Annotated in this window: 19 protein-coding genes, 1 tRNA gene and 2 pseudogenes; 8 read left to right on the top strand and 14 right to left on the bottom strand. The window is 74.1% G+C overall.

Annotated features, from left to right (window positions below):
• Window positions 1–494 precede the first annotated feature (494 nt).
• The 5 genes from OO54_RS25415 to OO54_RS25435 form a co-directional block, all read right to left on the bottom strand.
• Window positions 495–1361: a GNAT family N-acetyltransferase gene (locus tag OO54_RS25415; protein WP_033206915.1), complete on the bottom strand. Its 867-nt coding sequence runs from the start codon at window positions 1359–1361 to the stop codon at window positions 495–497.
• Window positions 1362–1647: 286 nt separating this feature from the next.
• Window positions 1648–2547, bottom strand: coding sequence for an NAD(+)/NADH kinase (locus tag OO54_RS25420; protein WP_033206916.1), 900 nt, complete (start codon window positions 2545–2547; stop codon window positions 1648–1650).
• Window positions 2544–3575, bottom strand: coding sequence for an SPFH domain-containing protein (locus tag OO54_RS25425; RefSeq protein ID WP_017240905.1), 1032 nt, complete (start codon window positions 3573–3575; stop codon window positions 2544–2546). Before OO54_RS25425 ends, OO54_RS25420 begins: the two co-directional genes overlap by 4 nt.
• Window positions 3576–3659: 84 nt before the next feature.
• On the bottom strand, window positions 3660–4865 hold the full coding sequence (locus tag OO54_RS25430; protein ID WP_033206918.1) for a DMT family transporter: 1206 nt from the start codon (window positions 4863–4865) through the stop codon (window positions 3660–3662).
• Complete coding sequence (locus tag OO54_RS25435) at window positions 4862–5692, bottom strand: phosphatase PAP2 family protein (RefSeq protein WP_033206920.1); 831 nt, start codon at window positions 5690–5692, stop codon at window positions 4862–4864. Before OO54_RS25435 ends, OO54_RS25430 begins: the two co-directional genes overlap by 4 nt.
• Window positions 5693–5898: 206 nt before the next feature.
• Between OO54_RS25435 and OO54_RS25440 the strand changes: the two genes are divergently transcribed.
• Entirely contained in the window at window positions 5899–6501 is a 603-nt protein-coding gene (locus tag OO54_RS25440) for a TetR/AcrR family transcriptional regulator (protein WP_017240902.1), read from the top strand.
• A gap of 29 nt (window positions 6502–6530) precedes the next feature.
• Window positions 6531–6905, top strand: a complete 375-nt coding sequence (locus tag OO54_RS25445; protein WP_033206922.1) for a DUF488 domain-containing protein — start codon at window positions 6531–6533, stop codon at window positions 6903–6905.
• A 503-nt stretch (window positions 6906–7408) separates the two neighbouring features.
• Here OO54_RS25445 and OO54_RS25450 read toward each other — a convergent pair.
• Window positions 7409–7897, bottom strand: a pseudogene (locus tag OO54_RS25450) (DUF309 domain-containing protein); the annotation flags it as partial.
• A gap of 123 nt (window positions 7898–8020) precedes the next feature.
• Here OO54_RS25450 and OO54_RS25455 point away from each other — a divergent pair.
• Complete coding sequence (locus OO54_RS25455) at window positions 8021–10921, top strand: ATP-binding protein (protein ID WP_063738326.1); 2901 nt, start codon at window positions 8021–8023, stop codon at window positions 10919–10921.
• 84 nt (window positions 10922–11005) lie between these two features.
• Window positions 11006–11079: transfer RNA gene (locus OO54_RS25460), tRNA-Pro, on the top strand.
• 147 nt (window positions 11080–11226) lie between these two features.
• On the opposite strand, the gene OO54_RS25465 is transcribed toward OO54_RS25460, so the two are convergent.
• The 6 genes from OO54_RS25465 to OO54_RS25490 form a co-directional block, all read right to left on the bottom strand.
• Window positions 11227–11979, bottom strand: coding sequence for a phytanoyl-CoA dioxygenase family protein (locus OO54_RS25465; protein WP_033206924.1), 753 nt, complete (start codon window positions 11977–11979; stop codon window positions 11227–11229).
• Window positions 11980–11998: 19 nt separating this feature from the next.
• Window positions 11999–14599, bottom strand: a complete 2601-nt coding sequence (locus OO54_RS25470; protein ID WP_051787174.1) for a YcaO-like family protein — start codon at window positions 14597–14599, stop codon at window positions 11999–12001.
• Window positions 14596–15783, bottom strand: a complete 1188-nt coding sequence (locus tag OO54_RS25475; RefSeq protein ID WP_033206926.1) for a JmjC domain-containing protein — start codon at window positions 15781–15783, stop codon at window positions 14596–14598. Before OO54_RS25475 ends, OO54_RS25470 begins: the two co-directional genes overlap by 4 nt.
• A complete protein-coding gene (locus OO54_RS25480; RefSeq protein ID WP_051787175.1) occupies window positions 15780–17336 on the bottom strand; it encodes a radical SAM/SPASM domain-containing protein in 1557 nt (518 codons plus the stop codon). The genes OO54_RS25475 and OO54_RS25480 overlap by 4 nt, the downstream gene beginning before the upstream one ends.
• 70 nt (window positions 17337–17406) lie before the next feature.
• Window positions 17407–19203, bottom strand: coding sequence for a JmjC domain-containing protein (locus OO54_RS43850; RefSeq protein WP_078905337.1), 1797 nt, complete (start codon window positions 19201–19203; stop codon window positions 17407–17409).
• A 25-nt stretch (window positions 19204–19228) separates the two neighbouring features.
• Window positions 19229–19522, bottom strand: a complete 294-nt coding sequence (locus tag OO54_RS25490) for a hypothetical protein (protein WP_234439298.1) — start codon at window positions 19520–19522, stop codon at window positions 19229–19231.
• 62 nt (window positions 19523–19584) lie between these two features.
• Between OO54_RS25490 and OO54_RS25495 the strand changes: the two genes are divergently transcribed.
• Entirely contained in the window at window positions 19585–20466 is an 882-nt protein-coding gene (locus tag OO54_RS25495; protein ID WP_157856509.1) for a glycosyltransferase family 92 protein, read from the top strand.
• A gap of 189 nt (window positions 20467–20655) precedes the next feature.
• Here OO54_RS25495 and OO54_RS25500 read toward each other — a convergent pair whose 3' ends face one another.
• Window positions 20656–21741 carry a hypothetical protein gene (locus tag OO54_RS25500; RefSeq protein ID WP_033206932.1) on the bottom strand — a complete coding sequence of 362 codons (1086 nt, stop codon included), beginning with the start codon at window positions 21739–21741 and terminating at the stop codon, window positions 20656–20658.
• A gap of 182 nt (window positions 21742–21923) precedes the next feature.
• Here OO54_RS25500 and OO54_RS25505 point away from each other — a divergent pair, with 182 nt between their 5' ends.
• The gene (locus tag OO54_RS25505; protein WP_033206934.1) at window positions 21924–22541 is read left to right on the top strand and encodes a TetR/AcrR family transcriptional regulator; all 618 of its coding nucleotides are present in this window, start codon (window positions 21924–21926) and stop codon (window positions 22539–22541) included.
• Between the two features lie 17 nt (window positions 22542–22558).
• Here OO54_RS25505 and OO54_RS25510 read toward each other — a convergent pair whose 3' ends face one another.
• Entirely contained in the window at window positions 22559–22813 is a 255-nt protein-coding gene (locus OO54_RS25510; RefSeq protein WP_157856510.1) for a hypothetical protein, read from the bottom strand.
• A 270-nt stretch (window positions 22814–23083) separates the two neighbouring features.
• Between OO54_RS25510 and OO54_RS25515 the strand changes: the two genes are divergently transcribed.
• Window positions 23084–24397: a diacylglycerol/lipid kinase family protein gene (locus OO54_RS25515; RefSeq protein ID WP_033206937.1), complete on the top strand. Its 1314-nt coding sequence runs from the start codon at window positions 23084–23086 to the stop codon at window positions 24395–24397.
• 1617 nt (window positions 24398–26014) lie between these two features.
• Window positions 26015–26332: pseudogene (locus OO54_RS43855) on the top strand (acetyl-CoA C-acyltransferase); the annotation flags it as partial.
• Between the last annotated feature and the right edge of the window lie 7 nt (window positions 26333–26339).

Genomic DNA, 26339 nt, shown 5'->3' on the forward strand with positions numbered 1-26339 from the left:
GGGGATGATATCTGCCGGTGCGGAGGACAGTAGGGAACGGGTGGGTGAACTCGATACGGGGAAAACCCTTGTCACCCCTCACGGGGCTGCGGGGGTGCGGTGAGGGGAGGCGACCCGGTTCCCGGCGGGGGAGGGCGCGAGGCCATCCCGGGGGTCCGCGCGACGATTTGGGCAGACACCGGAATTATTGATTCCGGAGTGCCGTCGCCCCGAACGATACGGCCTTCCTTCCGGCGGTACGACGGCGGGGTCACCCCCTCATTCCGAGGGTCCCGGGCGACCTCGACCCTCTTTCCGGGGTTGCGTGGCCGGTTGGGCCGCATGTCCGCACGCGGAGGGATGGTGCCCGTTCTGGGAGTACTGATACGGATTGCTCGGATTCACTGCAAATCGTGGTGAATCATGGGGAGATGGTGGGGATCCCGGCGGTAACAGGACCCGGGAGGCGAGCCCTTGGGGTGGCGTGTTCCGAGGGGGCTCACCCCTCGAAGACGTCAGCCCAGTTCGAGGGTGGTGACGCCGAATACGCGCTCCCGCGCGACGGGGCGGACGGGTCCGGTGTACATCCGGGCCGTCTCGAAGGTCGGCTCCAGGCCGCGTTCCAGGGCGAGGCGGGCGGCCGCCGGGTTCGCCTCCGGCATGTCCACCGCGATCCGGTCGGAGCCGAAGTCCCGCGCGGCGCCGGCGAGGGCGTCGAGCAGGGCGGCCGCGTCGGCGGCGGTGTCGGCGAAGAGCGGCCCGACCCGGGCCTCGTCCTGCGCGGGGCGGACCACCCCGTAGCCGGTCGGGCGCCCCTCGGCGACCCGGACCAGGGCGCGGTGGCCCGGCGTGCCCAGCCAGGCGGAGAGGAACCGCGGGCGGTCGGCGTGGTGGCACGCGGCGTCGTACGCGGCGAGCGCGGCCGGATCCACCAGCTCGGCGCCGACGACACCGGCCACCGGACCGTCGGGCGCCGGGACCTCGCCCACGTACCGCGCCGTGCGGTACGCCGTCGTGAACCCGGACCGGCGGTAGTTGTCCTGCTGCGCCGGCACCCCGTCGAGCCCGACGGACCGCCCGCCCGCGTGGGCGAGCGCGGTCCGCCAGGTGGTCAGGCCGTGACCGAGGCCGCGGAACTCGGGGCGTACGAGATAGAAGCCGAGGAACGCGTACGCCTCGTCGTAGTTCACGACCGAGATGGCCGACACCGGCTCCCCGTCGACCCGCCCGAGGAAGAAGCCCCCGGGATCCTGCGCGAAGAACGCCGGCGCGTCCGCCAGGCCGGGGTTCCACCCCTCCTCGGCGGCCCAGGAACGCACGAGGTCCCAGTCCCGCAGCGTTGCGGGCGCGACGGAGAGCGAACCGGTGGAGGCGGAGGTCATGCGGGTTCCTTCGGCGGCCGGGAGCGGGCGGACGTGCGGAAACGGGGCAAAGCGCGCCGAGCATAGCGCCGTTCCGCGCGCCCGCCGCCGGACGCCGATCGATTTCGGCCGGGCGCGCGGGGCGGCCGCGGCGCTCCCGCGGGGGCGCGCGGGGTGGGCGGGCGCGGTTCTGCGCGGGGGCGGCCAGGGGCGGCGGGAGCGGTCCGGCGCGGGGGCGGCCAGGGGCGGCGGGAGCGGTCCGGCGCGGGGCCGGGCCTCCTGGGTCCTGTCCGGCGGTGGCCGGGGGTCAGCAGACCAGGCGGAGGCGGGGGGTGGCGACGGTGAGGTGGACGGTCTGGCCCCAGGTGAGTTCGAGGGCGTCGGACTCGACGCCGTCGCCGAAGGCGACGAGGCGGTCGGACTCGACGGTGAGGCGCAGGCCCTGGCCCGCGGCGAGGAGGCCCTCGACGCGGGTGGTGCCGGTGGTGGGGGACGGCCAGGCCTCGCGGACGAACCAGGCGAGCCGGGCGTCCGAGGGCGCGGGCAGGGCGAGCGCGCTGGAACGCTGCTCCCACAACGAGCGGAGCCAGCCGGTGGCCCCGGTTCCGGTGCCGACCAGGACGCCGGACGAGGCCTGCGGTTCCGGCGGCAGGTCCGTGCCGTCGAGCCCGAGCGTGTAGCGGGCGGTCTGGTGGCCGGGCGGGCCGACGTAGATCTCGTTGAGGGCGAGGAGCCGCTGCGCGTCGTCGGTGACGGCCTCGACCATCGTCAGCTCGTCGACGGCCGCGCGGGCCTCCGCCGCGTACGGCAGCAGCCGGCGTGCCTGCGTCGAACGGTGCCGCACCAGGACGCCCGGATTGCGCCCCGGGTCGGCGTCGATGCCGACGACCGGCTGGCCGGTCAGGTACTTCGCCGCGTTGGCCACCAGTCCGTCCTGACCGACCACGACGACGACGTCCTCGGGGCCGAACAGGAACCGGTCCAGGTCGGCGCGCTCCACCCGGGTCTGGCGCCATGTCAGCGGGACCGCGCCCGCCACCTCGGCGAGCGCCCGCCGGGCGCGCTCGTGCCGTTCCCGGACGGCTTCGACCGAACGGCCGCGCGCGGTGAGGAAGAACGCGGCCTGGCCGTGCGTGCCGTGCCGGGCGAGCAGCTCCTCGTACTCCGTGGTGCGGTGCACGAGCACCGCGCGCGGCGCGAGGCTCACGACCCGGCCCCGGCCCCGGTACCGGCTCCCGTTCCGCCCTCGCCGAGCCTGGCGAGCAGTCCGGTCAGCACGTCGGGGGAGAGCGTGAGGTGCTCGATCCGGGGGAGGTTCTCGGCGGCGCGGTGCACGGCGAGGGCGTGCAGCGTGGCCGGCGCCACCTCGGAGTGGGCCCGCAGCCACGCGGACTGCGCTCCGGCGCGCGCCTCGCCGACCTCGCGGGCCGCCTCCGCCTCGGCCCGGGCGAGCCGGACCTTCCGTACGGCCTCGGCCTCGGCCCGCACGGCGTCGGCGGCCGCGTTCTCCTCGGCCTCGCGGCGCGCGTTGGTGCCGCGCTGCTCGACGAGCCGCTCCTCCTGCCGGGCGAGCTCGATCTTGCTGGCGAGCTCGTTCTCGGCGATGGCGCGTTCGCGCTCGACGGCGACCGCGCGGCGCTCGTACGTGGCCCGGTCGGCCTCCTGCTGGATCTGCTCGCGGGCCGGGGTGCGCAGCGCGCGTTCGACCTCGGGCTCGGGGCGGATCGCGACCACCCGGACCGCGACGACCTCGATGCCGGTGGCCGGCAGGCGCGGTTCGGCGCCCAGTCCGGCCGTGATGCGGTCCCGTACCGCCGCCACGCCGTCGACCAGGGCCGCCGCCAGCGCGGTGCGGGCGAGGACGTCGAGGGCGTGCTGCTGCGCGGTCTCGGTGAGCAGGGTGGCGATCTGCTCCAGCGGCGCGCCCCGCCAGGCGCCGGTGTCGGGGTCGATCGAGAAGTCGAGCCGCGCGGCCGCCGTTCCCGGGTCGCCGATCCGGTAGGTGACCGTGGCCTGCACGCTGACGTCCTGGAAGTCCGCGGTGCGGGCGTGGAACGCCATCGCGAGCTCCCGGTCGTTCACCGGCACCTCGGAGAGCGCGGCGGTCAGCGGCCGGAACCAGAAGCTCAGCCCCTCGCCGTCGTGGACGAGCCTGCCCCGGCGCTGGTGGCGGATGTGCGCGGTGGGCGCGGAGCGCAGATGGCGCCAGCCGGCCCGCCGGGTGATGTCAGCCATGGATCCCCCTTGTCGTCATGCTGACGATAGGGGGTTCCGGTGATTGTCGTCAAGGTGACGAAAGGGACTCCCGCCGGGTTCGGCTCAGTGACACGCCAGGTGCGACGGGCGGGGCGACGCGGCGGCGGGCGAGGGGACGACGGTGGGCTCGGCAGCCGGCCCGGGCCCGGATGCACCGGCCGGGTCGGCTGCTTGTACGACCGTGGTCGCGAACCCGGGTGCGTGCGCCGGGGTGGGCGCCAGGGCGAGCGCCGCCAGGGGGTCGGCCGTCTGTGCGGCGAGGGGTGAGGGCGCGAGCGCCGTCATGACTCCGGCCGCGGTCACGGCTCCGGCCGCCAGGTCGGCCGCTGCTCCGGCCGTGGGTTCGGACGCGGCGGCCGGGGATGCCGGCCCCGTCTCCGCGCCGGCCTCCTTCGCACCGCCCTTCGTCAGGAGCACCACGCCCCGCGCCGCGACGAGGGAGGCGGCCGCCGCGACGAGCCAGCCCCAGGCGCCGGCCCGGAAGGTCTCGCCGAGCAGGGCGACCCCGATGACGGCGGCGGCGGCCGGGTTGGCGAGGTTGACGACGGCCAGGGGGGCCGCGAGGCCACCGCGGTAGGCGGCCTGGGAGAGGAGGAGGCCGCCCGTGGCGAAGGCGGATATGAGGACCGCGAGCAGCGCCGTCTGCCACCAGACGGGCTCGTCGCCGGGGAGTTCCCGCGCGAGCGCGGCCGTGAGGGTCTGGGTGAGCGCGGACGCGACGCCCGATGCGATCCCGGAGGCCGTGGCGTGCCCGAGCCCGCGTCCGGTCCGACCGTCGCCGGACGCGCCGCGCGCGGTCGGTCGGCCCGAGGCGAGCGTGGCGATCAGGAGCGCGGTCGCCGCCGCGACGGCCAGGGACTCGCGCAGGCTGAGCGCCTCGCCGGGCGCCGTCGGGCCGGTCACGGCGACCAGGCCGACGAGGCCCGCCAGGGTCAGCAGCGCGCCGCGCCACTCGGTCCTGGTGACCCGGCGGTGCGCGAGGTGCGCGCCCAGCGGCAGTGCCGCCACGAGGGTGAGCGCGCCGAGCGGCTGAACCAGGGTCAGCGGCCCGTAGTGCAGGGCCACGACGTGCGCCAGCGCGCCGGCGGCGTTGAGGCCGACGGCCCACCACCACTGCCCGCGGGCGAGCAGCGCGCGCAGGGCGCCGCGTCCGTCGGCGGCGGCGGAGGTGGCGGCGAGCCGGGACTGGGCGACGGCGGCGAGCGCGTACCCGGCGGCGGAGACGAGGGAGAGGAGCACCGCGACCACGGTGCCGGCGGCGGGGCTCATCGCAGGGCTCCCGCCGGCAGGGCGGTCGCGCCGAGCGTGCGGCCCACCGGCGGAGGAGGTGCCGTGCTCCGCCGGCCGGGGGCGCGGACGGCCAGGAGCGCGAGGCCGAGGAGTACCGCGGCGGCAAGCGCGTCGAACCAGTAGTGGTTGGCGGTGCCGACGATGACGAGCAGGGTGAGCAGCGGGTGCAGCAGCCACAGGACCCGCCGGCGGGAACGCGTGGCGGCGATCAGGCCGATCGCGACCATCAGCGCCCAGCCGAAGTGCAGCGACGGCATGGCCGCGAACTGGTTCGCCATCGAGTCCGTCTCCGGCGTCGCCCCGTACACCGAGGGGCCGTAGATCCGGGCGGTGTCGACGAGTCCGGACGCGGCGAGCATTCGCGGCGGGGCGAGCGGCATCAGCAGGTGGAGCGCGAGCGCCGCGCCCGTGAGGAGCGCCAGCACGCGGCGCGACCACAGGTAGTGGGCGGGGCGCCGCCAGTACAGCCAGACGAGGAAGGCGATGGTGGCCGGGAAGTGCACCGCCGCGTAGTAGGTGTTGGCGGCCTTGACCAGCGGCTCGCCGTGCAGCAGCAGCTGCTGGACCGTCTCCTCGCCCGGCAGGTGCAGCGCCCGCTCGGCGTCCCAGACGCGGTCGGCGTTCCGGAACGCGCGGGCCTCGTGGCCGTTGGCGAAGAACCGGCCGAACTTGTAGACGAGGAAGAGCGCGGTGACGAGCAGGAGCTCGCGCAGCAGCGGGGGCCTGGCCGACCCGGTGCCGTCGGCGCCGGCGTCCTCCCGGTCCTCGATCCGGTCGTGCCCGGCGGGGTCGGGGGTGGGTGTCATCCCCCGTCCTGCAGGACGTGGTCCTCGTATCCCGCTCAACCCGGCAGCCATCGCGCGGCCCTCTAATCCGTCAAATCGCCAACAAACGGAGTGAGCCTAGATCCGATTTCATCGAGACGCAAGCGTCTCGATACGTTTGCGTCTCGATTGTGCACCCCCTACTCTCGTATGTGCAGAGACAGAGGTGTCCGGGAGGGATCGGATCGATGTCCACACAGGCCGCCAGCGCCGCAGCCCGTCGCAGCAAGATCACACCGGAGCGCGAGACGGAGCTGTACGACGCCGTGCTCTGCCTCCTCCGTGAGGGTGGCTACGACTCGGTGACCATGGAGGGCGTCGCCGCCCGCACCAAGTGCGGCAAGGCCACCCTCTACCGGCAGTGGGGCACGAAACCGCAGCTGGTCACCGCCGCGCTGGCCCAGCGGCGCTGCACCGTCTTCGCCGGCATCGACACCGGCACCCTCGCCGGCGACCTGCGCGAGGCCGCCCGCATCGCCGCCTCCCACCGCGAACGCGACGCCGAGCTGATGGAGGCCGTCGCCCAGGCCTTCATCCAGCACCCCGACCTGCGCGCCGCGCTCCGCGAGACCGTCATCGCCCCGGAGGTCGCGGCCATCGACGCCGTCGTGGCGCGCGCCGTCGAGCGCGGCGAGGTGGCCGCAGGCAACCCGGCCATCGGCTTCGTCGCGCCCTGCTTCATGGGCATGCTCCGCATCGAGCGGCTCTTCGAGGACCGCTTCGCCGACGCCTCCACCATGCGGACCTTCGTCGACGCCGTCCTCCTTCCGGCACTGCGCGTCGCCGAGTGAGTCCGCGTGTCGTCCGGCACGCTGACACCATGCCCGCAAGCGCCCCCGCCGTCCGCGTCCGCCGCGTCTACGACACACCGTCGCCCGACGACGGCGTACGCGTCCTCGTCGACCGCCTCTGGCCGCGCGGGCTCCGCAAGACCGACGCCCACATCGACGAATGGCCCAAGGCGCTCACCCCCTCCACCGAGCTCCGCCACTGGTACCACGGCCCCGACGGCCGGTACGACGAGTTCTGCCGCCGCTACGAGGCCGAACTCGCCGCCCCCGACGCCGCCCTCGCCCTCGACCGCCTGAAGGACCTCGCCACCCGCGAGACCATCACCCTCCTCACCGCCGCCAAGGACCCCACCCTCAGCCACACCTCCGTACTCCAGCGCGAGCTCGAACACCCGCGAAAGTAGAAGGTGTTCGGTGGGGCTGGGGCTGGGGCTGGGGCTGGGGCTGGGGCCGGGGGCTGGGTCTGGGGTGGTCGGGCCGCTCCGGCGCGGCGGTGGGTTCGGACGGCCCATGAGTGGGAGGCGCGGATCTCCTCGCAGGCCGCCGCGGCCGCCGGGGCGGTCTTCTCGACCGCGGCCGGGTCGGGGCGTAGAGCGCGACGGTCCGGGCGCGCCGAGCGTCCCTCCGCTCAGACGCCGTCCCGGCGTAGGCGGGGTGCCTCCGCGACGGGGTCGACGCCCGCGGCCGAGGCGCCGGGTGTAGCCGCGCCGCCCGTGGCCGAGGCGCCGGGTGTAGCCGCGCCGCCCGCGGCCGAGGCGTCGGGTGTAGCCGCGCCGCCCACGGCCGAGGCGCCGGTCGTAGCCTCGCCGCCCGTGGCAACGCCCGCCTTGCCGTCCGTGGCGCCGCCCGCCTCGCCGCCCTCCTCGTCGCCCGCGGAGGTGCCCGCTCCCGCCTCGCCGATCGCGGAGGCGTCCGCCTCCGTGTCCACGACATCCGCCGCACCGGGGCCGGCCTCCGTGCGGGCCGCCAACTCCCTTGCCCACGCCGTGAGTCCATCGGCGTCGATCCCGTACGCGGCGGCCTCCGGAGCCGCGTCCGCGAGGCGGGCGGCGCCCCGGCGCAGCAGGCGGGCGCCGCCGGTCGTGTTGCCGCGGGCGGCGTGGGTCAGGCCCACGGCGAGCTGTGCGAGGCCCTGCCAGAGGTCGCGTTCCGACTCGGGGCCCGACTTCCAGGCGTCCTCGAAGACCTCGTGCGCGTGGAAGGGCATCCCGGCGTCCAGGAGCCGCTGCGCCTCGCGAAGGGTCTCCTCCGGTCCGCGCACGACCCCTTCGGGCTGGCGGGGCACACCCTCGGCGCCGTACGGCAGCGGCCGCCCGAGTCCGTCGCGGGGGCGGGCGCTCCGGGCCCGACCCGCCGTGTCGCGATCCCTGCCGTCGTCACTCGCTGTCCGGTTCACCCGTCCATTGTGGCCCCCGCAACGATCGGGAACGCTAGGCTCGTCTGTCCAGTAACGGCCTGGTCCGCGTGGACCGCGCGGGTCGCGTCAGGCCGGATGTTCGTGTGGGGGAGTGAGTGCCCGGTGCCGTCGGAACCCGAACAGCCGCCGCCCGCAAAGACGTTCGCCGACTCCGCGGGGCCGGGCCCGGTGCGGCCCGCTCCCTGCCGGCCGCAGTCGGCCGGACTGCTCGAACGCGACCCGGAGCTCGCCGCGACGGCGCACGCCGTCGACGCGCTCGTCGCCGGCGCGGCGGCGGCCGGCTCGGGGCGCGGCGGGATACTCGTCTTCCGGGGCGAGCCGGGCATCGGCAAGACGGCCCTGCTCGCGGCGGTCCACCGCGCCGCGGGGGACCGCTGCACGGTGCTGACGGCCCGGGGCGGCGAGGCCCTCGCCTCGGTCCCCTTCCACCTCACCCGGCAACTGCTCCAGCCCGCTCTCGACCGGTTCGGGCCCGAGGACGTCCGAGGCCTCCTCGGCGACCACCACGACCTCCTGGCCCCCGCGCTCGGGATCGCACCGCCGCTCTCGCCCTCGGCGGCGCCCGCCGACCCGCAGGGTGTGCGGGACGGCCTGGCAGGGCTCCTCGGCCGCCTCGCGGACCGGTTGCGGGACAGGCCGCTGGTGCTGCTCGTGGACGACGCCCACTGGGCCGACGCCGAGTCCCTGGCCTGGCTGGACGCCTTCACCAGGGGCGGACGGGACCGGCGGCTCCCGGTCCTCGTCGTCCTCGCCCACCGCCCGCCGACGCCGCGGCCGGACCGGCCGGAGGCGGCGGCGAGCCTCGCGGCGCTCGCCGAACGCGCCATCCTGACCTTCGGCCTGCACGCCCTCACCCCCGGAGCCGCCGCCGCTCTCGCCCGCGAGACGCTCGGGGGCCACGCGGACGAGCCGTTCTGCCGCGAACTGTGGACGGTGACCTCGGGCAACCCGTACGAGACGGTCGAACTCCTCGCCAAGGCCCGCGACCGGATGCTCGAACCCGTCGCCGGTTCCGCCGCGCTCCTCCGCGACCTCGGCGCCGGCGCCCGCGGCGGCGGCCTCGTCGCCCGCCTCGAAGCCCTCGGCCCCGGCCCCACCCGCCTCGCCTGGGCGATCGCCGTCCTCGGCGCCGACGGCACACCGCATCTCCTCGCGGCCCTCACCGGCATGAAGGCCGACGAGGTCACGGACCACACCGCACGACTCCGCCGCGCGAGGATCCTCACCCCGCCGCCCACGAGTCCCACGGCAGACTCCAGCGACCAGCCCGACCAGCCCGACCAGCCCGACCAGCCCGACCAGCCCGACCAGCCCGACCAGCCCGACCAGCCCGACCAGCCCGACCAGCCCGACCCCCGCAGGCCGGAGCTTGCCGTCCCGATCGACTGGCCCGGCCCCGGCGACCCGCACGCTCCCCTGGAGTTCGCGCACCCCCTCATCGCGACGGCCGTCTACGGTTCGGTGCCGCCGGCCGTGCGGACCGCGCTGCACGGGCGCGCCGCGTGGGCGCTCGACGGAGCGGGCCGCGGGCCCGCGGCCGTGTCGCGGCATCTCCTGGAGGTGCATCCGGACGAGGACGAGGACGTCGTGCGGGGGTTGCGGGCCGCCGCGGGCGAGTACCTCGCCGTGGGGGCGCCGGACGCGGCGCGGCGCTGCCTGGAGCGGGCGCTCGCGGAACCGCCGCTGCCGGAGACGTACGCCGAGGTCCTCTACGAGCTCGGGTGCGCGTCGCTGCTCACGTCACCGGCGGCGACCGTGCGGCACCTGCGGTCGGCGCTCGACCTGCCGGGTCTCGACGACTCCCTGAGGATCGACGCCACGTATCGGCTGGCGCAGGCGCTCGCCCACAACAACCAGCTCCAGGAGGCCGCGAGGACCGTGGCGGCCGAAGCGCGCCGCACGCCGCCCGGGACCGGGCGGCGGCGACTCCAGGCGGCCCACTTCATGTACGAGGGCTTCCAGGCGGCGGAGGAGGACGGCCCGGGCCGCTCCCGCCGCCTCGCCGAACTCACCCGGGGCCTCACCGGCGCCGACAACTCCGAGCGGGCGCTCGTCGCCGTGCGGGGTTTCGACGCGATGCTGCGGGGCGAGCCGGCGGCGGAGGTCGTACGGCTCTGCGATCGGGCCCTCGTCGACGGCCTACCCGCCCGGGGGCTCGGCTGGACCGACCCGACCTGGGGTTTCGAGATCCCGTCCCTCACCGGCATCGCGTACGTCTTCGCCGACCGGCCCGACCGGGGCGAGGCCCTGTTCGCGGAGGCCGTCCGCGCCTTCGAGATCTCCGGGTGGAGCGGCGCCCACCTGGCCTTCGCCCACGCCCTCCTGGGCCTGGTGCACCGGCGTCGCGGTCAACTGGTCAGCGCGCAGCGGTACCTGGAGGAGGGGCTGCGCCTCGCCGACCGCGTCGGCGGCGGGCTGCCCGTGCACTGGGACACCGCCTGCCTCCTCGTCGACACCCTCCTCGCGCGCGGCCGCACCGAGGAGGCGCGGGCCGTCGCCGACCACCACGCCTTCGGCCCGCCCTGGCCGGGCGCGATCGTGCTCCCGGACGGCCCGAGCGTCCTCGGGCGCCTGCTGCTCGCCGAAGGCCGCCGCGAGGAGGCGGTCGACACGCTCGAAGCCGCCGCCGAGGCCCTGACCGGACGGGGCCGGCACCACGTCGTCTGGGCGCCGTGGCCCTTCGACCTGGCCCGCGCCCTCGCCTCCACCGACCCGGACCGCGCAGCCCGGATCGCCGCCGATGCGTACGCCCACGCGCAACGGCTCGGCACCCCCACCGCCCTCGGCGAGTCCCTCCGCTGCCTCGCCCTCTTCTCCGACCCGCCCGAGTCCGCCCACCTCCTCACCCGGGCCGTCGCCCACCTCGCCACCTCCCCCTCCCGCTACGAGGAAGCCCGCGCCCGTCTCGACCTGGCCCACGCCACCGCCGACCCCGCCACCCTCGCCCGCGCCACCGCGCTCGCCACCACCTGCGGCGCCGACCGGCTCCCCCACCCCCGGTGACTACCCGTGCGTCATCCCACCCCTCGAGTGAGGTAATGTTTTCCCTGCACGACGACGCGGGGGAAACCCCACGGAGACGCGCATCGGGACGTGGCGCAGCTTGGTAGCGCACTTGACTGGGGGTCAAGGGGTCGCAGGTTCAAATCCTGTCGTCCCGACTCGAAAGAGTCGTAGGTCAGAGGCCGTTTCAGAGCAATCTGAAACGGCCTCTTGATCGTTTTTGGGGACCTTTCGGGGACCAGCGCACTTGAGCGGGGCGAAGCGCATGGGGGGGGGGAGGGCCTCGCGGGTCCGGCGTCGGGCGGTCAGTACGGGAAGTCGCGGCGGGACTGGTACTGCTTGCCCCCGAGCAGCTCGACCACGAGGTCGGACGGGTCGGCGAGAGTGGCCAGTTGCGAGCGCATGTCCTCCTGCGGCACGCAGAAGGTGTGCGTGTAGGTGATGAGCAGGGCGGACCTCGACCCCGTGGAGCGGTTGGGACGGGACGTGTGCCACCAGGCGCCGTCGGCGAAGATCACGCTCCCGCGGGGACCGGCGAGGATCTCGCCCTCGTCGCACCACGACTCCCCCATGTCCGGCAGCCGGTTCGCCCGGTGCGAACCGGGAATGCCGGCGGTGGCGCCGTTCTCCACGGTGAAGTCGTCCAGGAACCAGATGCACTGCCCGGCGAGCGGGACGGCGGGCCACGGCGGGGTCAGCGTCCAGTAGGGGTGGTCGGCGTGCCAGTACTGCTCGACGGCGCCGGGCCAGAGCGTGTTCGAGCTGAACGTCGAGCAGATCAGGTCCTCGCCGAGATAGCGCCGCCACACGGCGAGGACGAAGGGGTGGACCAGGGCGTCGAGGAACACGGGATCCTTCGCCAGCAGATGCAGGACCCGTTGGTGTCCGCTGGGGTGCAGATTGCGCTGCTTCTCCGCGTACAGCAGCCGTTCGAGGGACTCCCGCATCCGGTCGACGGCCGGTTCGGGCAGCAGGTTCTCCACCAGCAGGTAACCGCGCTCGCCGATGGCGCGGACCACCGAGTCGGCCCGCGGCAGGTCGAGTTCTGTCGTCGTCATGGCGTTCTCCGGTCGGGATTCAGGACCAGCGGGGCAGCAGGTCGCGCAGGAGCGTCAGCCGGGCGCGCTCTCCGGTCGCAAACGGATTGTTGCTCTCCAGGCCAGGGACGATCACCCGCACGACATGGCCGGGCGCGGTCTCCGGGCGGGAAAGGTCGAGCACGGGAACGTGGGCGACACCGGCGTCGGCGACCCGCCGCAGGGTCCACCGCAGGTCGTCGAGCACGTCGTCACAGGTATGCCCTCGTGGGAGCGGGGTCGTGACGATGTCCGGGTCGAGCCAGAACCAGGCGTCCTCGTGCGAGATGGGACGAGGCCGTTCGTGCCGGCCGAGGCTGCGGGCCCTGATCGTGAGGTCCTCGCGACCTCCCGCCACCGAGCAGGCGATCGACTGGGCGGCCTCCAGCAGGGCCATCTCGACCGCCGTCCCGGGATCAGGATGGGTGCCGTAGCCCTCGGCGCGGTCCAGGCCCCGCCACACCGTCACCATGAACGTGGGGACCTTGACCTCCGACGTGATGTCGAGGACCCGGACCACGTGCCCGGCCCGGCGCAGCCGCTCCGCTGCCTCGCGCGCCCGGTCCGGAGCGGTGTCGGGGTCCACGAACCGGAACGGCGGCGCCCCCGTCCCGCCGGGGTTCACCAGGGCGACCTCCGCGAGGCGCTGGGCATGGCGCTCCACGTACTCGCACAGCCCGTGCAGCAACGCCTCCTCGAGGGAGAATCCCGACCCCAGACCGTTGGTCGCGATGACTTTCCGTGCCCCGCGCGGACTGAAGCAGATGTCGCCCCGGCCGCGTTCGAGCCGCAGCAGGTCGAGCGGGACGAGGACCGTCCGGGCGGTGAGGAGGTCCGGGCAGCGCACCCAGGTCAGCGGCAGCTCGGGGGTGTAACCGCTGTCGTACGGCAAGGCCAGTCCCGCCGGGTCCACGGCGTCGCCGCCCAGCTCGCGGTAGCTGCCCTCGACGAGGTCGTCGGCGCGCGGCACCCAGCGCTCCTGCGCCCACTTCTCCAACTCCTCCATGACGCTGCCGACGTACGCACCGTCCTCGGTGAGCCCCTTGCCGCTTCCGTACGTGCTGGACCAGCGGCCGTCGGGTCGGGCGGCCTGCGCGATCTGGACGCCGCCGATGTCCCCGAGCTCGCCGACCATCCCGATCCGGGTGATCCCGATGGTCTTCGCCAGCCGCTCCGCGTGGTCGCGCGCCTGACGCAGAGAGGTGCAGAAGCGTCGCTCCCCGGGGGGCTTCGGCCGACTGCGCAGCCCTGGGGCAGGGTGCGGTGCGGTGCGGGCGGCGGCGGGCAGGGCCCCGCCGGCCATCGTCGCGGCCAGCGTCCGTACGTTACGCCGAGCCCGCGCGAGCCCTTCGGCGAAGGCGTCCTGCGCGGCGCGGTCGCCATGACCCCACTGTGCCCACCGCTGCCGCAGGGCCTCCCGGTCGACCGCCAGGTTCGCCTTGCAGAGCACCTGCCACGCCTCGGCGAGTTCCCCGGCTCCCGCCGGGCGGGGATCCTCCTCGGCGAACAGGCGCAGCGCACCCTGCCGCATCACCTCCCGCTTGAGCGAGGCGTCGTGCAGGAACAGCGCGGCGCGCACCGATCGACGGAACACCTCGCGATCGGCCCTGGCCCACGCCGTCAGCCCGGCATCGGCCACGGCCTCCGCCTCGGCACGGCGGTTGAGGGTCGACAGGTCGATGCCGAGGTCCGCGAGCGTGACCCGGGCCTCCTCCGTGCTCAGCCACCCCCAGCGGCGCACGGCGGACCGGAACCCGGCCCGGGCGGCCTCGGCGTCGACCGCCGGCAACAGCTCGGGCGGTACGGGATGGGCGGCACGGCCCAGCGGTTCGAGCCGCCCCGTGTACGCGAGGAAGGCGAACAGTTCGTCGTCGTCGACCCGGTCGCCGCTCTCCCAGATCAGAGCCGTACCGGTGGCGACGGGCTCGGCGACCGGCCGCTCCACGTTCACGCGGGGCTCCCCACCGGGCATGGGCGCCACCCGGGCCGCCCCCACCGCCTCCAGGACCGACTGGGCATCCCGGTGCTTGAGGTCGTGCCCCGCCAGCATGGCGACGAGGTCCTCGCCGTCGGCGCGATCGAGCAGCCCGGCGGAGCGGACGACGCGGCGGTGGGTGCGCGCCTTGTACGGCAGCTCCAGCGCGGCCGCGAGCAGACGGTCGGCGGTGGGTCGGTCGATGGTGCCGCCGCGGTGCAGGCGGTCGACCGCGTAGCGGACGTTCACCATGGGCACGGTCAGAGGAGCGGCGGTCTCCGCGTCGAACAGCAGCGCGACCTCGTCGTCCCGGCTGATGGCACCGTCGCGGTACCAGGCGTGGACCAGCCCGATGCCGATGACACCGGGAACCTCGGCCGCGCGCAACGCGCCCATGCTGCCGCCGCCGTACACGACGACTCCCCGGTCGACGGCCGAGCGCACCTCTGCCGGGCTGACCGCGAGGGACTGCTCGAAGACGCCGTCGACGATCCCGACGACCTGTCCGGCAGGGAACGCGTCGAGGTCGCCGCGCCGGACCGGCCGACGGTAGTCGGCGTCGAGGAGCAGACGGGCCTCGGCGAGGGGCATCGACGGGCCGAGGAACACGACCGGCCGTGTGTTCACCGTACGAGCCCATCGATCTCGCCCGGTCGCGCGCGGCGCAGCAGCCCCTCGGACACCAGCTTCCGGACGACGTCGACCGCGGCGCCCGGGGCGAGGACGCCGGGCAGGTCGACGGCACGCAGCACGCGTGCCCCGGCCACGTGCTCGAACGCGGCCAGCACACCGCTCGGTCCGCGGACCGCGCCACCCGGGAAATGGATCGTCGCGGAGACGTCGTCCGTGGTCACGCGGCAGTCCGTGCCCCGTGCGCGCACCAGCCACGTCTTCTCGTCGATCCCCTCCAGGCCGCCGCGCTCGCCGAGCCCGCCGTCCGCCAGGACCACCCGGCGGGCGGTGCGCCGGGCGGACAGTCCGTCGAGGAGGCCCGGCAACGCCGTACGGATGCCCGGGGAGCCGAGCAGGTCGGCCAGCCCGGCGGCGAGCGCGTCGGCATCGGCCGTACGGGCATGCGGGACCGGCGCGTCCAGACCGGGCAGGCCCGCCACGACCTCGTCGAGGACGTCCCGCCAGCGCAGCGGGAAGAGCCTGATCGTCAGGTGCAGGGACGATGAGGTCCCGGTCCGGGCCACGTGCCCGCGGTACTCGGGCACGTACAACACGTCCCCCGGCTCCAGCGCGAACTCCCGCTGCGGGATCCGAGCCCAGTCCCGCGCCGGGACCCCGCACGGCTGCTGCGGGCCGTTGCCCTCCTCCACCCGCCAGGTCTTGTGCCCGTCGAGCTGCACGACCAGGCTCCCGTGGTCGTCGCGGTGCGGCGCGAACCCCTGCGCCGCGGCCGGTGTGGCGAACACGTGGGCACCGGCCGGCGCCCGGAGGGCGACGCCATGCTCCGCCAGGTCGAGTTCGATGCCGCGGCACAGGTCGGCCAGCGACGGCGAGAGCCGGTGCGCCTTGGTCAGGTAGAGCGTCTCGCCGTCCTCGAACAACTGCCGGACCTGTCGCAGGTCGAGCATGCCGTCCGCGTCGACGACCGTCGGCGGCAAGGGGCGTCGGTCTCCGCCGCGGGCCAGGTGCAGCACGCCCTCGTGCGCGTGGTGCAGGGCACCGAGCATGGCCTCGAAGCCGTCCATGTCGAGCGGTGGGGCACTCGAGGCGGCGCCGGGGAACAGGCGCGCCTCCCGACTCCGTACCGAGTCGACGAAGGCCGCCGCGTCCGTCGGGCGGAGCAGCTCGGCGAGCGTCACGCGTCCTCCTGCCCCGGCTCGGAGCCGGCCGGCGGCGCGGGGTGGGGGATCGGTCGGTAGCGCTGGACGAGGAAGCGCCGCCTGCGCAGCTTCTCCTCGGGCGTGCAGGTGGTCACCAGTCTGCTGCCGGTGTGCTTCTCGTCCTCCACACGGCAGGTTCCGCCGCACAGGTTGCGCAGGTCGCAGGAGCGGCAGCCTTCCCGGTTGTCGACCCCGAAGGCCGCGGCCGTGCGCCCGAGGTAGGTCGTGATCTCGCCGAGCGGCAGCTGGTCGACGTGGCCGAGCGCACCGGACATCAGGTGGCAGGGGTACACGAGCCCGTCGGGGGCGACCACGAGCTGCTCGGCGTATCCGCAACCGCTGATCTTCTGCACCATGTTGGACCCGTGGACCTTGTCGTCCTCCTCGCGCAGCTCGCCGAGCAGCGCGTCGACCCACGCCCGCACCTCGTCGGTGTCCAGGTCGTGGTCGAGGTCCGTGCCCCGGCCGTGCGCCATGGCGCCGTAACTGATCCGGAACCGCAGGTCGGTGTCGCGCCACTGCTCGGCGAAGCCCGGGAGTCCCGCCTTCACGGCTGCCCAGTTGGCGGCCATGACGGTCGTGCTGACCCGCGTCTGCACTCCGGCGTCGAGCAGGAGACGGATGGCGCGCACGGCCCGGCGGAAGGAGTGCGGGCCGCGGATCGCGTCATGGGACTCGGCGGTGGGTCCGTCCACGCTGATCTGCACGATGTCGGCGTAGCGGACGATGTCGCCGAGGTGCTTGGGCACGGCCATGCCGTTGGAGAACAGCGTGACCTCGAGCCCGAGTTCGTGGGCTCGCCGCATCACCGGGATGCAGCCCTCGTGCAGCAGCGCTTCGCCGCCGGTGAGGAGCAGCTTCTCCCCGCCGTTCGCCGCGAAGTCCTCCACCAGCCTGATCCAGCGTTCGGTGGTCAGTTCGCCGTCCTTGGGCAGCAACGGGCCGGAGCTGGTGTAGCAGTGCACGCATTCGAGCTGGCAGCGGTTGGTCAGATGGAAGCGGGCGAACACGTGCGGCCGTACCTGCTTGACCGAGTGGTGGCCGCGGATCCCGCGCACCATCCCGGCGTGTGCGACCCGCGCGACGAGCTTGGCCATCGCCTGCGTCGCCGCGTCCGGGGCGAGCCCGTGGGACCGGTGCAGCTCGCGGGCGGCGTCGGCGGGCGTCGTGCCGGCGACGAGGAGAGTGAGCAGCGCGTGGTCGACGTCGTCGGCGACCAGCAGCTTGCCGTCCTCCACGGCGATCCAGAGGTGGGCGTCGTCGACCTCGTGGTGGGCGAGCGAGGAGACGAACGGGACCGGCTCCTTCGTGGACAGGTCGTAGACGGCGCGGGCGCCGTCGGCGGACCGGCGGGCGGGGTACCGGGCGGGGGCGGCGACGGTGGGCGACGGATCGTCCGCCGGGCCGACGGCGCCGTACGGAGCCCGGTCCGGCGCACCGAACCGCGGGAACGGCTGTGCGTCGTCGGGTCCCGAGAGCGCCGGTCCCCCCTGCCAGGCGCGAAGGGTCAGCAGGGTCTGCTTGCTGCTCATCGTGGCTCCTTTGGGGCCGGATGGGGGAGGGGACGGAGAACGGAGGGCGGCCGGGGCGGTGATCTCGGGATCACCGCAGCCGCGGGCCGGCGACCCAGGCCACCAGAGCACGACGCAGCCCCTGGGTGACCGGCGTGACGCGGTGGTCGATCAGTGACGGGAAGACCAGCACCGAGCCGCGTTCGCGCGGCAGTTCCTCGGTATCGACGCCGAACATCTGCAATCCCCCGCCCTCGTACGAGGACGCATCGGACAGCTGGACGATGACGGTGATCTTCCGGGGGGAGTCGGTCTGGTCGTGGCTGTAGTCGTTGTGCCGGTGGAAGTGCCCGTTGCCGGGGAGGTACTCGACGTACTGCGGAGCGCGCGTGATGCCTGACAGGTCGAACCCGTAGGCGGTCCGCGCGGCCTCCCGCGCCACGGAATCGACCAGTCGGTAGATCCACTCGGTGCGTGGCCCCTTCGGTACGTACCGGGTCTCCGCTCGCCGATGGCCGGGATGCCCGGCCTCGTCCACGGTGGTCGGTGCCGTCAGCGGGAGACCGCGGCAGGCGGCGACGAGGTCGTCGCAGTCGGCAGCGGTGAGACGTTCCCGCAGGCGCATCCAGCCCAGGTGATGGCCGGCCGAAGGGCCGCTGTCACGGACCAGGGTCAGGTCGCGGGGCCGTGGGACAGGGTCTTCCGCTCGGGTGGGGGAGGCCGGAGCCGCGGCCGTGGCCGGGCCCCCCGCGGGAGCCGCGGTCAGCACGGGCGATGCCGGTCCCGCCGTGTCGTCGACCGGCCGAAAGAGGTTGTGCCGCACGAGGATCCGGGTCAGCTCGACGGCGTCGTAGTGCTGGCCGACCCCCGGCAGCTCCCTCGGGGTGAAGGACTCCGCCTTCGACACGTGGTCGACGACGGGCTGGAGCCGCCCGTCGAGGCGCAGGGTGCCGCCGGGGAAGGTCAGTCGCGCGAGCCCGTGGTCGCTGTCGGATTCACTGGGCATCAGCGGCACTCTGCGCACCGTGGTGTCCGGCGCGATCGCGGTGGCGGCGCTGCCCGCCGCCAGCTGCCCACCGGGCAGCGGGTCGAGTCCGACGATGCACCGTACGCGGCGCTCCCGCAGATAGGCGGGGACGTCGAGGTCCGGGAGGTCGGGCAGCGCGGGTCCGAGGGCCGCGGGTCCGGTGACCGAGCGGCGGAACGGCTCGTGGTCGCGCAGCATGTCCGCCATGGCGTCCGCCCAGGACAGCGTGTGCAGGCCGAGCGTGAGGTGCAGCGATGCCTCGTCAGCCGTGTGTGCGACGTGGGGGAAGTCCTGGGGGACGTACAGGACGTCACCCGGCTCCAGCGTCGCGGAGACGAGCGTTTCCGAGTCCTGCGACCCGGGTGCGAAGACCTCCCACCGCTTGGTGCCGTGCAGTTGGACGACGAGCACCGAATGGTCGTCGTGGTGGCGATCGAAGCCCTGCGCGCGCGGCGGAGTGAGGTACGCGTTGGCACTCACAGGCTCGGCGGGGAGCACGCCGAGCTCCAGCAGGTCGAACTCGATGCCGCGGCACAGCTCGCCGACCGGGGAGCAGCGGCGGGCCAGGAGGGAGAGCAGCAACGTGGCGCCGGAGCGGTAGGCGGTCAGGACGTCCCGCCCCGGAGACCGGTCGGAGTGGTGGGGGACGACCGGCCGTGCCCGGCCTTCCTGTACGACGCTGAGATCGGCGCCCCCGCCGCAGGCCAGCCGTTCGAAGTCGTCGATCGTGAACAGCCGCCCGACCAGCGGAGCGGCGGCCCCGCGGAGCAGCAGCGCTTCGCGCTCCCAGCTCATGCGGAGGAAGGACGTGACGTCCAGGCTGCCGAGGACGGAGGCCAGCCCTCGCTTCTCCGTGTCCATGGGAATCAGTCCCGAGCGGCGCCGCTCAGCAACTCGGCCCGCCGACGTTGGACGCGCACCCTGTGCAGGCCGTGATCATGCCGAAGCTCTGGTTGTCCAGTTCGATGTCGACGGTCTGGAGGGAGATGGACATGACCTCCTCGGGCTCCGGCGCCGTCTCGTCGCCGGCGTCGCCCTTGACGGCGGCATCGGAGGCGTCGGTCTGCCCGGTGCGGCGGCGGAGCTCGATGGCGACCCGGTCGCCGTCGTTCAGCTCCACCCGCGGCGTGTCGGCGCCTTCGAACACCTCCACCACGATTTCTTTGCGTGGCTGAGTCATGTCAGTGTTCTCGCACATGGTGCACTCCTGACTTGTTACATCAAGTGGGGATGAAGGGGACTATGTTGCGGGAAAGCCTTCCTAGCAGTGACCTGGATCACAGTCAACGAAATGGAGGTCCAGGCGAGGGTGCGGCACCCGAACGGCACTTTCCGCTGGACCTCGCCATCGGGTGCACCTTCCGGAACGAAGCCAGGTTCCTGAGGGAATGGATCGAATTCCATCGGCTGATGGGCGTGCAGCGCTTCTTCCTCGTCGACGACCGCAGCGACGACGACTACCGGGACGTGGTGAAGCCGTACGTCGACGAAGGCGTCGTCCAGGTCATCGAGAAACCCTGCCCGCCCGCGTACGCGGGGCGCCGGTGGAACCAGTACCAGCACCTGGTCCTGGGCGGGCTGTGCAGGGAACTCCGGGGAGCCGTGCGCTGGCTGGCCCTCGTCGACGTCGACGAGTTCCTCGTACCGACCGTCGCCTCCACCGTCATCGAGTTCCTCTCGGAGCACGAGGAGGCGGGAGCGGTGCACGTGGAATGGCGCATGTTCGGAACATCGGGCGTGCGGCGGCTGGGTACCGGGGAACTGCTCACCGAGCGCATGTGCCGACGCATGGCGGCACGCCCGAATCCGGGGAAGTCGATCGTCAAACCGCACCGAGTCGCCGAGGCGGGGATCCACCGCTGCGAGCTCCTGCCCGGCAGCGCCTACGTCACCGTTCCGGCCGACCCGGCCCCCGGGCGCGGCGGCATGCGCGTCCACCACTACTGGACCCGGGACGAGGAGTTCCTCCTCGGCACCAAACTTCCCCGTGCGGCGGAGACGAAGGGCTGGGAGCTGACACCGGAAGCCGTCGACTTCCATCGCACGGCGTACGACGACGTCGAGGACCGGCAGATCCGGCGGTTCCTGCCGGGCCTGCGGGAGCGGCTGGGGCGGGCTCGGTAGGACTCGCCGCCTTCCGCGGCTGGACCACCCCGAGGTGGTGGACGCCGGTCGTGCCGCGCCCGGTTCGCCGGATCGGGCGCGGGGTCGGTTTCTGCCGCGCACCTGTGACGCGTGGCCAGGTGCCGCCGAGCCCCCTCGTGGCGTCCGGGGAGTCTGAGCGGGGGTCTCCTGGTGAGTACTCCGCGGCGCCTACTGGAAGCTGAGCCGGTGCGGGTGTTTCGGGTCGGTGGGGCAGGTGTGGATGCGCATCAGGCCGCGGCCGAGGTGGACGCCGACCGGGTCGATCACGTCCGGGTCGTCGGTCGAATCACGGTCCTCGAGTGGGAGCCAGCTTCCCGAACCGCCGTCGCACTCCCACTTGTCGACCGTGAGGAGGGGAGGCATCGGGGTGGCGCAGACCGCACAGTCGACCGGGGAGGGATCGGTGAGGTGCCAGGACGCGAAGCCGCCGACTTTCCATCCCGGGGCGATGGACAGGTCGCCCATGTAGGTGACCTCGTACTCCTCCTCCGCCCGGGCCCGGGCCATCGCGGCCTCGTACTCCTCGTAGGTGTCGTAGCTCCGCGGCTCTGAGGAGTCGTCCGTGTCCTCGTCGTCCTCCTCCTCGTCGAGGAGGCCCTCCTCCCGGTCCGCGAGGGCGTCCTGGAGTTCTTCGCTCAACAGGCCCTGGTACTCGTGCTCGACGACCTGCTCGGGGTGCAGGACGCAGCGGGTGGGTACGCATGCCTCGCGGCCCGCGACCGGGGGCTCGGGCTGGTTCGGGAGGACGTCGCCGACTTCATGGGAGCGCCGCCACTTCAGCACGACGTCGATGGTGCGGTCGGGGCCGTGGGCCTCGAAGGGGCACCAGAAGACCTGGAGCAGGTCGTGGCCTTCCGGGCCGACGAGGTCGGGGATGTCGCGCGCGTACAGCTGGGCGACGGCCAGCAGAGGGAGGGGATCCTCGTCCCGGAGGTCCGGGGCGTGCCGTCCCGGGGCGATGGCGTCGAGGGTCCGTCGCTCCTCGTCGGAGAAGTCGCGTCCCCTCGCCTCCGCGAGGATGCGCCGCTTGAGCCGTACGTCGTCCAGCCGATGGCCTGTGCCCTTGGGGTGCACCGCGGTGCACACCGGCCACGGCTCGTCGGCCGGCCACAACAGCGGTCCCGCCAGTGAGTTCTCCTCGGCCTTCGCCACGCCGTGGCGGGGATGCAGGCGCGTGGCCGTACGCCGGTGGGCGGAGAGCGCGGGAAGAACGGCTTCGACATCGACGGGGCGCGGGGGTGTGGTGCGGGTCATGCGGGTCCTCCATGGCGCTTCGGCGACGATGCTATAGGGCGCGCCCGCGGTCTCCTGGGTGATGTCGTCGTCGACGGCGCGGAGACACAAGAAAGTCGATGTCGATTCGAATTCGAGTTCTATGGCGGGGTGATGCGCTGTCAACCCTTGACGTCGCGGCGACGTTGATACGATCTCGAATCGTGTTCGAGAAGAAGTCGACAGCCAAGGATCCCGCCCGCCCGGTCCAGCGCCGGGGCATGGAGCGCAGACGCGCGATCCTCGACGCGGCCGAGGCCCTGCTCGGCGAGCAGGGGTACGACGCCGCGACCCTGAAGGCGATCGGCGAGCGCGCGGGCATCCCGATCGCCTCCGTCTACCACTACTTCCCCGACCGCTATCAGGTCGACGCCGCACTTCTGCAGCGCCACGTGGAGGAGCTCGACCGGCTGATCGGGACCCTCCTGGAGGACCGCGTCCCGCACACGCTGCGGGAGGCCACGGACGCCGTCATCGACCCCGTCCGCGACTACTTCCGCCGCCACCCGAGCTGCACGGAGCTGTGGTTCTCCGCGCAGCAACCGACGGTGACCGACCTGGTGCGGGCCTTCGACGACGCGCAGGCGGAGCGGTTCCGGCACCTGCTGGTGGAGCGCCGGCTCATCGCCGCCGACACCCCGCCGCTCGTCCTCCGGGTGGCGTACGAGGCGGGCAACCGGCTCCTCGACATCGCGTTCCGCGAGACGAGGGAAGGCGACGACGCCACCCTCGACGAGGCCCGCCGGCTGGTGACCGCCTACCTGGAGACGTACGCGCCGTAACGGTCACCGCGGCCCGGCTACCGCGGCGGGGCGCCCCACCGGACCTCCTCCCGTATCCGGTTCTCGAGGAGCTTGCCGCCGGCGTTCCGGGGCGGCGCCCCGGAGACGACCGCCGCGTTCTGCGGGACCTTGGAGTCGGCCGGCCGGTCCCGGCAGTGCGCGAGGACGACGGCGAGGTCCAGCCCGTCCCCGGCGGCGTGCAGGACGGCTCGTTCGGCCCGTACTACGGCGACGTCGGCAGCAGCCCGGGGACTTCGAGGGCGTCCCCGCACCGCTGCCGTGAGATCGACGCACGGTGGTACGGCACGTTCCACCAGAAGGGCGTCGTCGAAGGGGCGGCGGAGTTCCGGCGCCGGCTCGACGCCTACGCGGGGGTGGTGGAGCGTGGGACCGCGACACGGCACCTGGAGCGGCCGGCGGTCTCGTCGCCGAGGTGGAGCCGGGCCGGTACCGCGCGACGTCAGGGATCCGGCGGGGATGCCGACGGGCCGGAGAGGGCGCAGTGTGGTGTACCGGAGCGGGTGGATGACGGGAGGCCACGGATGACGAGCCCCGGTGGCGGTGCGGGGGCACGACTGCTGGCGCGGCTGGCCGTACTCGCGGCCGTCGGGTCCCTGGTCGTCCTGGCCCTGACCGTGGGGGACGGCGGCCTGGAGGTCGTCGTGGCCGGTCTGCTCGGGCTGGTCCTCGGCGCGGCGGGCCTGTGGTGGTTCCTGGCCCACCATGGCCTGGTGCGCCTGCTCGGGGCGTTCGTCGCGGTCGCCGCGCCGGTCGGGGTCCTGGTGCTGTACGCGTTCGACGGACTGTGGCGGACGGCGCTGGTGCTGATCCTCTGCTGGGCCGCGTCGCTCGCCTGCGCCCGGGCCGCGCTGCGCAAGGCGCGCCCCGAGCGGTCCAGGAGGGCAGTCACCGCGCCCCGGCCGAAGCGGCCGTTCCTCATCATGAACCCGAAGTCGGGCGGCGGGAAGGTCGGCCGCTTCCGTCTGGTCGACCGGGCGGAGGCCCTGGGCGCCCGGGTGACGGTGCTCGACCCCGACGCCCCGGCCGACGTGGCCGCGCTGGCGCGCGAGGCGGCGGCCGGGGGCGCGGACCTGCTCGGTGTGGCCGGCGGCGACGGCACCCAGGCGCTGGTGGCGGCGGTCGCCGCCGAGTACGACCTGCCGTTCCTCGTCATCTCGGCGGGCACCCGCAACCACTTCGCCATGGACCTCGGTCTCGACCGCTCCGACCCGGCGCGGTGTCTGGGCGCCCTGACCGACGGCGAGGAGCTGCGGATCGACCTCGGTGACGTCGCCGGCCGGCCGTTCGTCAACACCGTGTCCTTCGGGGTGTACGCCGACGTCGTGCAGCGCCCCGAGTACCGCGACGACAAGGCGGGCACGGCCCTGGCCCTCATGCCGGACCTGCTGGTCGGCGACGGTGTGCAGCGGGTCGACGCGCGGGTCGACGGCACGGAGCTGTCCGCCCAGCAGGCCCTGCTGATCAGCAACAACGTCTACGAGTCGTCGGACGAGTTCGGCAGTGGCGCCCGCCGGCCCAGCCTCGACGGCGGCGAGCTGGGCGTGCTGGCGATCCGGGTGGAGGGGGCGGCGGGGGCCGCCGACCTGGCCGTGCGCGGTTCCGGCTCCTCGGCGCTGACGGTCCTGACGGCGCGGCGGGTCGAGGTGACCTCCGCCGCGAAGGAGATCCCGGTCGCGGTGGACGGCGAGGCGTTGCGGATGACGACGCCCGTCGTGTGCACCGTGCGACCCGGTGCTCTGCGCGTCCTCGTACCCCGCGACCGCCCGGGCGTCCCCGCGCCCGCACCGCGCGTGGACTGGCGGAAGGTGATCGACCTCGCGTTCGGCCGCCCCTGAGGCGATCTCGAATCGTGTCCGCGCGGAAGATCCCGCCGGCCGCGAGCACCCGCCCGTCGCCGAGCACCGTCGCCCCGAAGGCCCAGCGGCCGGTGAGCACGGGGCCCGTGGGCTGCCAGTGCCGGCCGCCGTCCCGCAGGAGCAGCGTGCTCGCGAACCCCGTGTGCCGGCAGGCGGCTTCGGTGCCGCCGAAGACCGGCACCCCGTCCGCGGTCGGCACCGCCCGGTGGCAGGAGCGCCCCCACGGCAGAGGTGGCCCCGGGCGCCACACGCCGGTCGTGCCGTCGTGGATCTCCGTGCTCGCCCGGCTGTACGGCCGGCAGCGGGCGTCGTCGGCGGCGCGTCCCGCTTCCCCGCCGATCGCCAGGACGGACCCGTCGGGGAGGGGCACGGCCTGGTGTACGGCGCGGGCCGCGTGCAGCGAGCCGGTCGGTTCCCAGGCCCCGCTGCCCGGGTCGTACACCTCGCACAGGCCGAGCGCCTGGTTCGCGTCGTGCCGAGCGGTGCTGACGAGGCCGCCGACGGCGAGGACGCGGCCGCCGGGCGGCGGCACCGTCACGTGGTCCCAGCGGGCGACCGTCATGGCTCCCGCCGGCTCCCAGGCCTCGTGCACCGTCGTGGACCTCGGCGGTCGCGAGGGTGAGCATGCCGCCGCGCGAACGGGGACGCCGGCCGCCCGCCACCAGGACGCGGCCGTCGCGGAGCGCGGTGACGGTGTGCATGTGCCGCTCCTGGACCAGGTCGCCGGTCACGGTCCACGCGCCGGGCCCGGGTCGTACGCGACGGAGTCGTCCAGGGACGTGTGCAGGCGGCGGGCCTGCCGCAGCGGTGGCGTGGAGGTCCACACCCCGGTGGCGGGGGTTGAGGAGCGCGCTGAGGTGCGTCGGCAGCCGACGTCCGTCCTCGCCGCCCGCGATCAGCACGCCGTCGGCGCCGAGCAGGGCCGCCGCCGCGTCCGGCTGCGCCCAGCCCCCCCCCCCCCCCCCCCCCCCCCCCGCGTACGGCATGTCGGGCGCCGGCCGGCACGCGCCGGGAGCGACCCCCGTGGCGACTCCACGCGCCGTCCTCTCCCGGAAGCCGCGGGTCCGCGGCGGGCGCATCGCTTCCCACATGGTGCGGCACCTCATCTCGTCCGGGCCTTGCTCCCCGGGGGAGTTGGGCGCGGACACACGGCGTCATCCGTCCGGGGTGGGAAGAAACGATCACTCCTGGTCGGCGGGCGTCTTCCGCATGCTCGGCGGATCCTGCCGGGGGTCGCGACGCCGGGTGGACCCTGATCCGCCGGAGGGGCGATAGCACGAGATCGGGCCGTTCCGGCGGCTGCGCGCCATGACATAAGTCATCCGATGCCGCACCAAGTCGATGTTGACGGGGGTGCGTTGCGGGATGCACAGTGGGCGCCCTGAGGTTAAGCAACCGCTTAGTATGTCAGGGGAGGTCCATATGCCGAAGCAGTGATCGTCTCGACCGCCCGGTCCCCGATCGGCCGGGCCGGAAAAGGGTCCCCGAAGGACGTGCGCGCCGACGAGCTGTCCGTGCAGACGGTCCGGGCGGCGCCGGCGAAGGTGCCCGAGCTCGACCCGCGCGAGATCACCGACCTGATGCGCGATCCCCGCCGCGCTGAAGAGCGCCGGCATCGGCATCGACGACATCGACCTCTACGACATCGACCTCTACGACATCGACCTCTACGAGATCGACGAGGCCTTCGCCGTCCAGTCGCTCGGCTCCGCGCGGCAGCTCGGCGTCCCGCTGGAGAAGCTCAACGCCAACGGCGGCGCCATCGCCGTGGGCCACCCCTCCGGCATGACCGGTGCCCGCATCACCGCCATCCTCGTCAACTCGCTCCAGTGGCGCGACAAGCAGTTCGGCGTCGAGTCCATGTGCGTCGGTGGCGGCATGGGGACGGCCATGGGCGTCGAGCGCCTGAGCTGACCACCAC

The sequence above is a fragment of the Streptomyces wedmorensis genome, from assembly GCF_000716445.1.
In the GTDB taxonomy this organism is placed as follows: domain Bacteria; phylum Actinomycetota; class Actinomycetes; order Streptomycetales; family Streptomycetaceae; genus Streptomyces; species Streptomyces wedmorensis.

Excerpts from the sequence above, each read along its gene's own strand:
- OO54_RS25415 (WP_033206915.1), bottom strand. The coding sequence starts at position 1,361 with ATGACCTCCGCCTCCACCGGTTCGCTCTCCGTCGCGCCCGCAACGCTG.
- OO54_RS25425 (WP_017240905.1), bottom strand. The coding sequence starts at position 3,575 with ATGGCTGACATCACCCGGCGGGCCGGCTGGCGCCATCTGCGCTCCGCG.
- OO54_RS25430 (WP_033206918.1), bottom strand. The coding sequence starts at position 4,865 with ATGAGCCCCGCCGCCGGCACCGTGGTCGCGGTGCTCCTCTCCCTCGTC.
- OO54_RS25435 (WP_033206920.1), bottom strand. The coding sequence starts at position 5,692 with ATGACACCCACCCCCGACCCCGCCGGGCACGACCGGATCGAGGACCGG.
- OO54_RS25440 (WP_017240902.1), top strand. The coding sequence starts at position 5,899 with ATGTCCACACAGGCCGCCAGCGCCGCAGCCCGTCGCAGCAAGATCACA.
- OO54_RS25445 (WP_033206922.1), top strand. The coding sequence starts at position 6,531 with ATGCCCGCAAGCGCCCCCGCCGTCCGCGTCCGCCGCGTCTACGACACA.
- OO54_RS25465 (WP_033206924.1), bottom strand. The coding sequence starts at position 11,979 with ATGACGACGACAGAACTCGACCTGCCGCGGGCCGACTCGGTGGTCCGC.
- OO54_RS25480 (WP_051787175.1), bottom strand. The coding sequence starts at position 17,336 with ATGAGCAGCAAGCAGACCCTGCTGACCCTTCGCGCCTGGCAGGGGGGA.
- OO54_RS43850 (WP_078905337.1), bottom strand. The coding sequence starts at position 19,203 with ATGGACACGGAGAAGCGAGGGCTGGCCTCCGTCCTCGGCAGCCTGGAC.
- OO54_RS25490 (WP_234439298.1), bottom strand. The coding sequence starts at position 19,522 with ATGACTCAGCCACGCAAAGAAATCGTGGTGGAGGTGTTCGAAGGCGCC.
- OO54_RS25495 (WP_157856509.1), top strand. The coding sequence starts at position 19,585 with ATGTTGCGGGAAAGCCTTCCTAGCAGTGACCTGGATCACAGTCAACGA.
- OO54_RS25500 (WP_033206932.1), bottom strand. The coding sequence starts at position 21,741 with ATGACCCGCACCACACCCCCGCGCCCCGTCGATGTCGAAGCCGTTCTT.
- OO54_RS25515 (WP_033206937.1), top strand. The coding sequence starts at position 23,084 with ATGACGAGCCCCGGTGGCGGTGCGGGGGCACGACTGCTGGCGCGGCTG.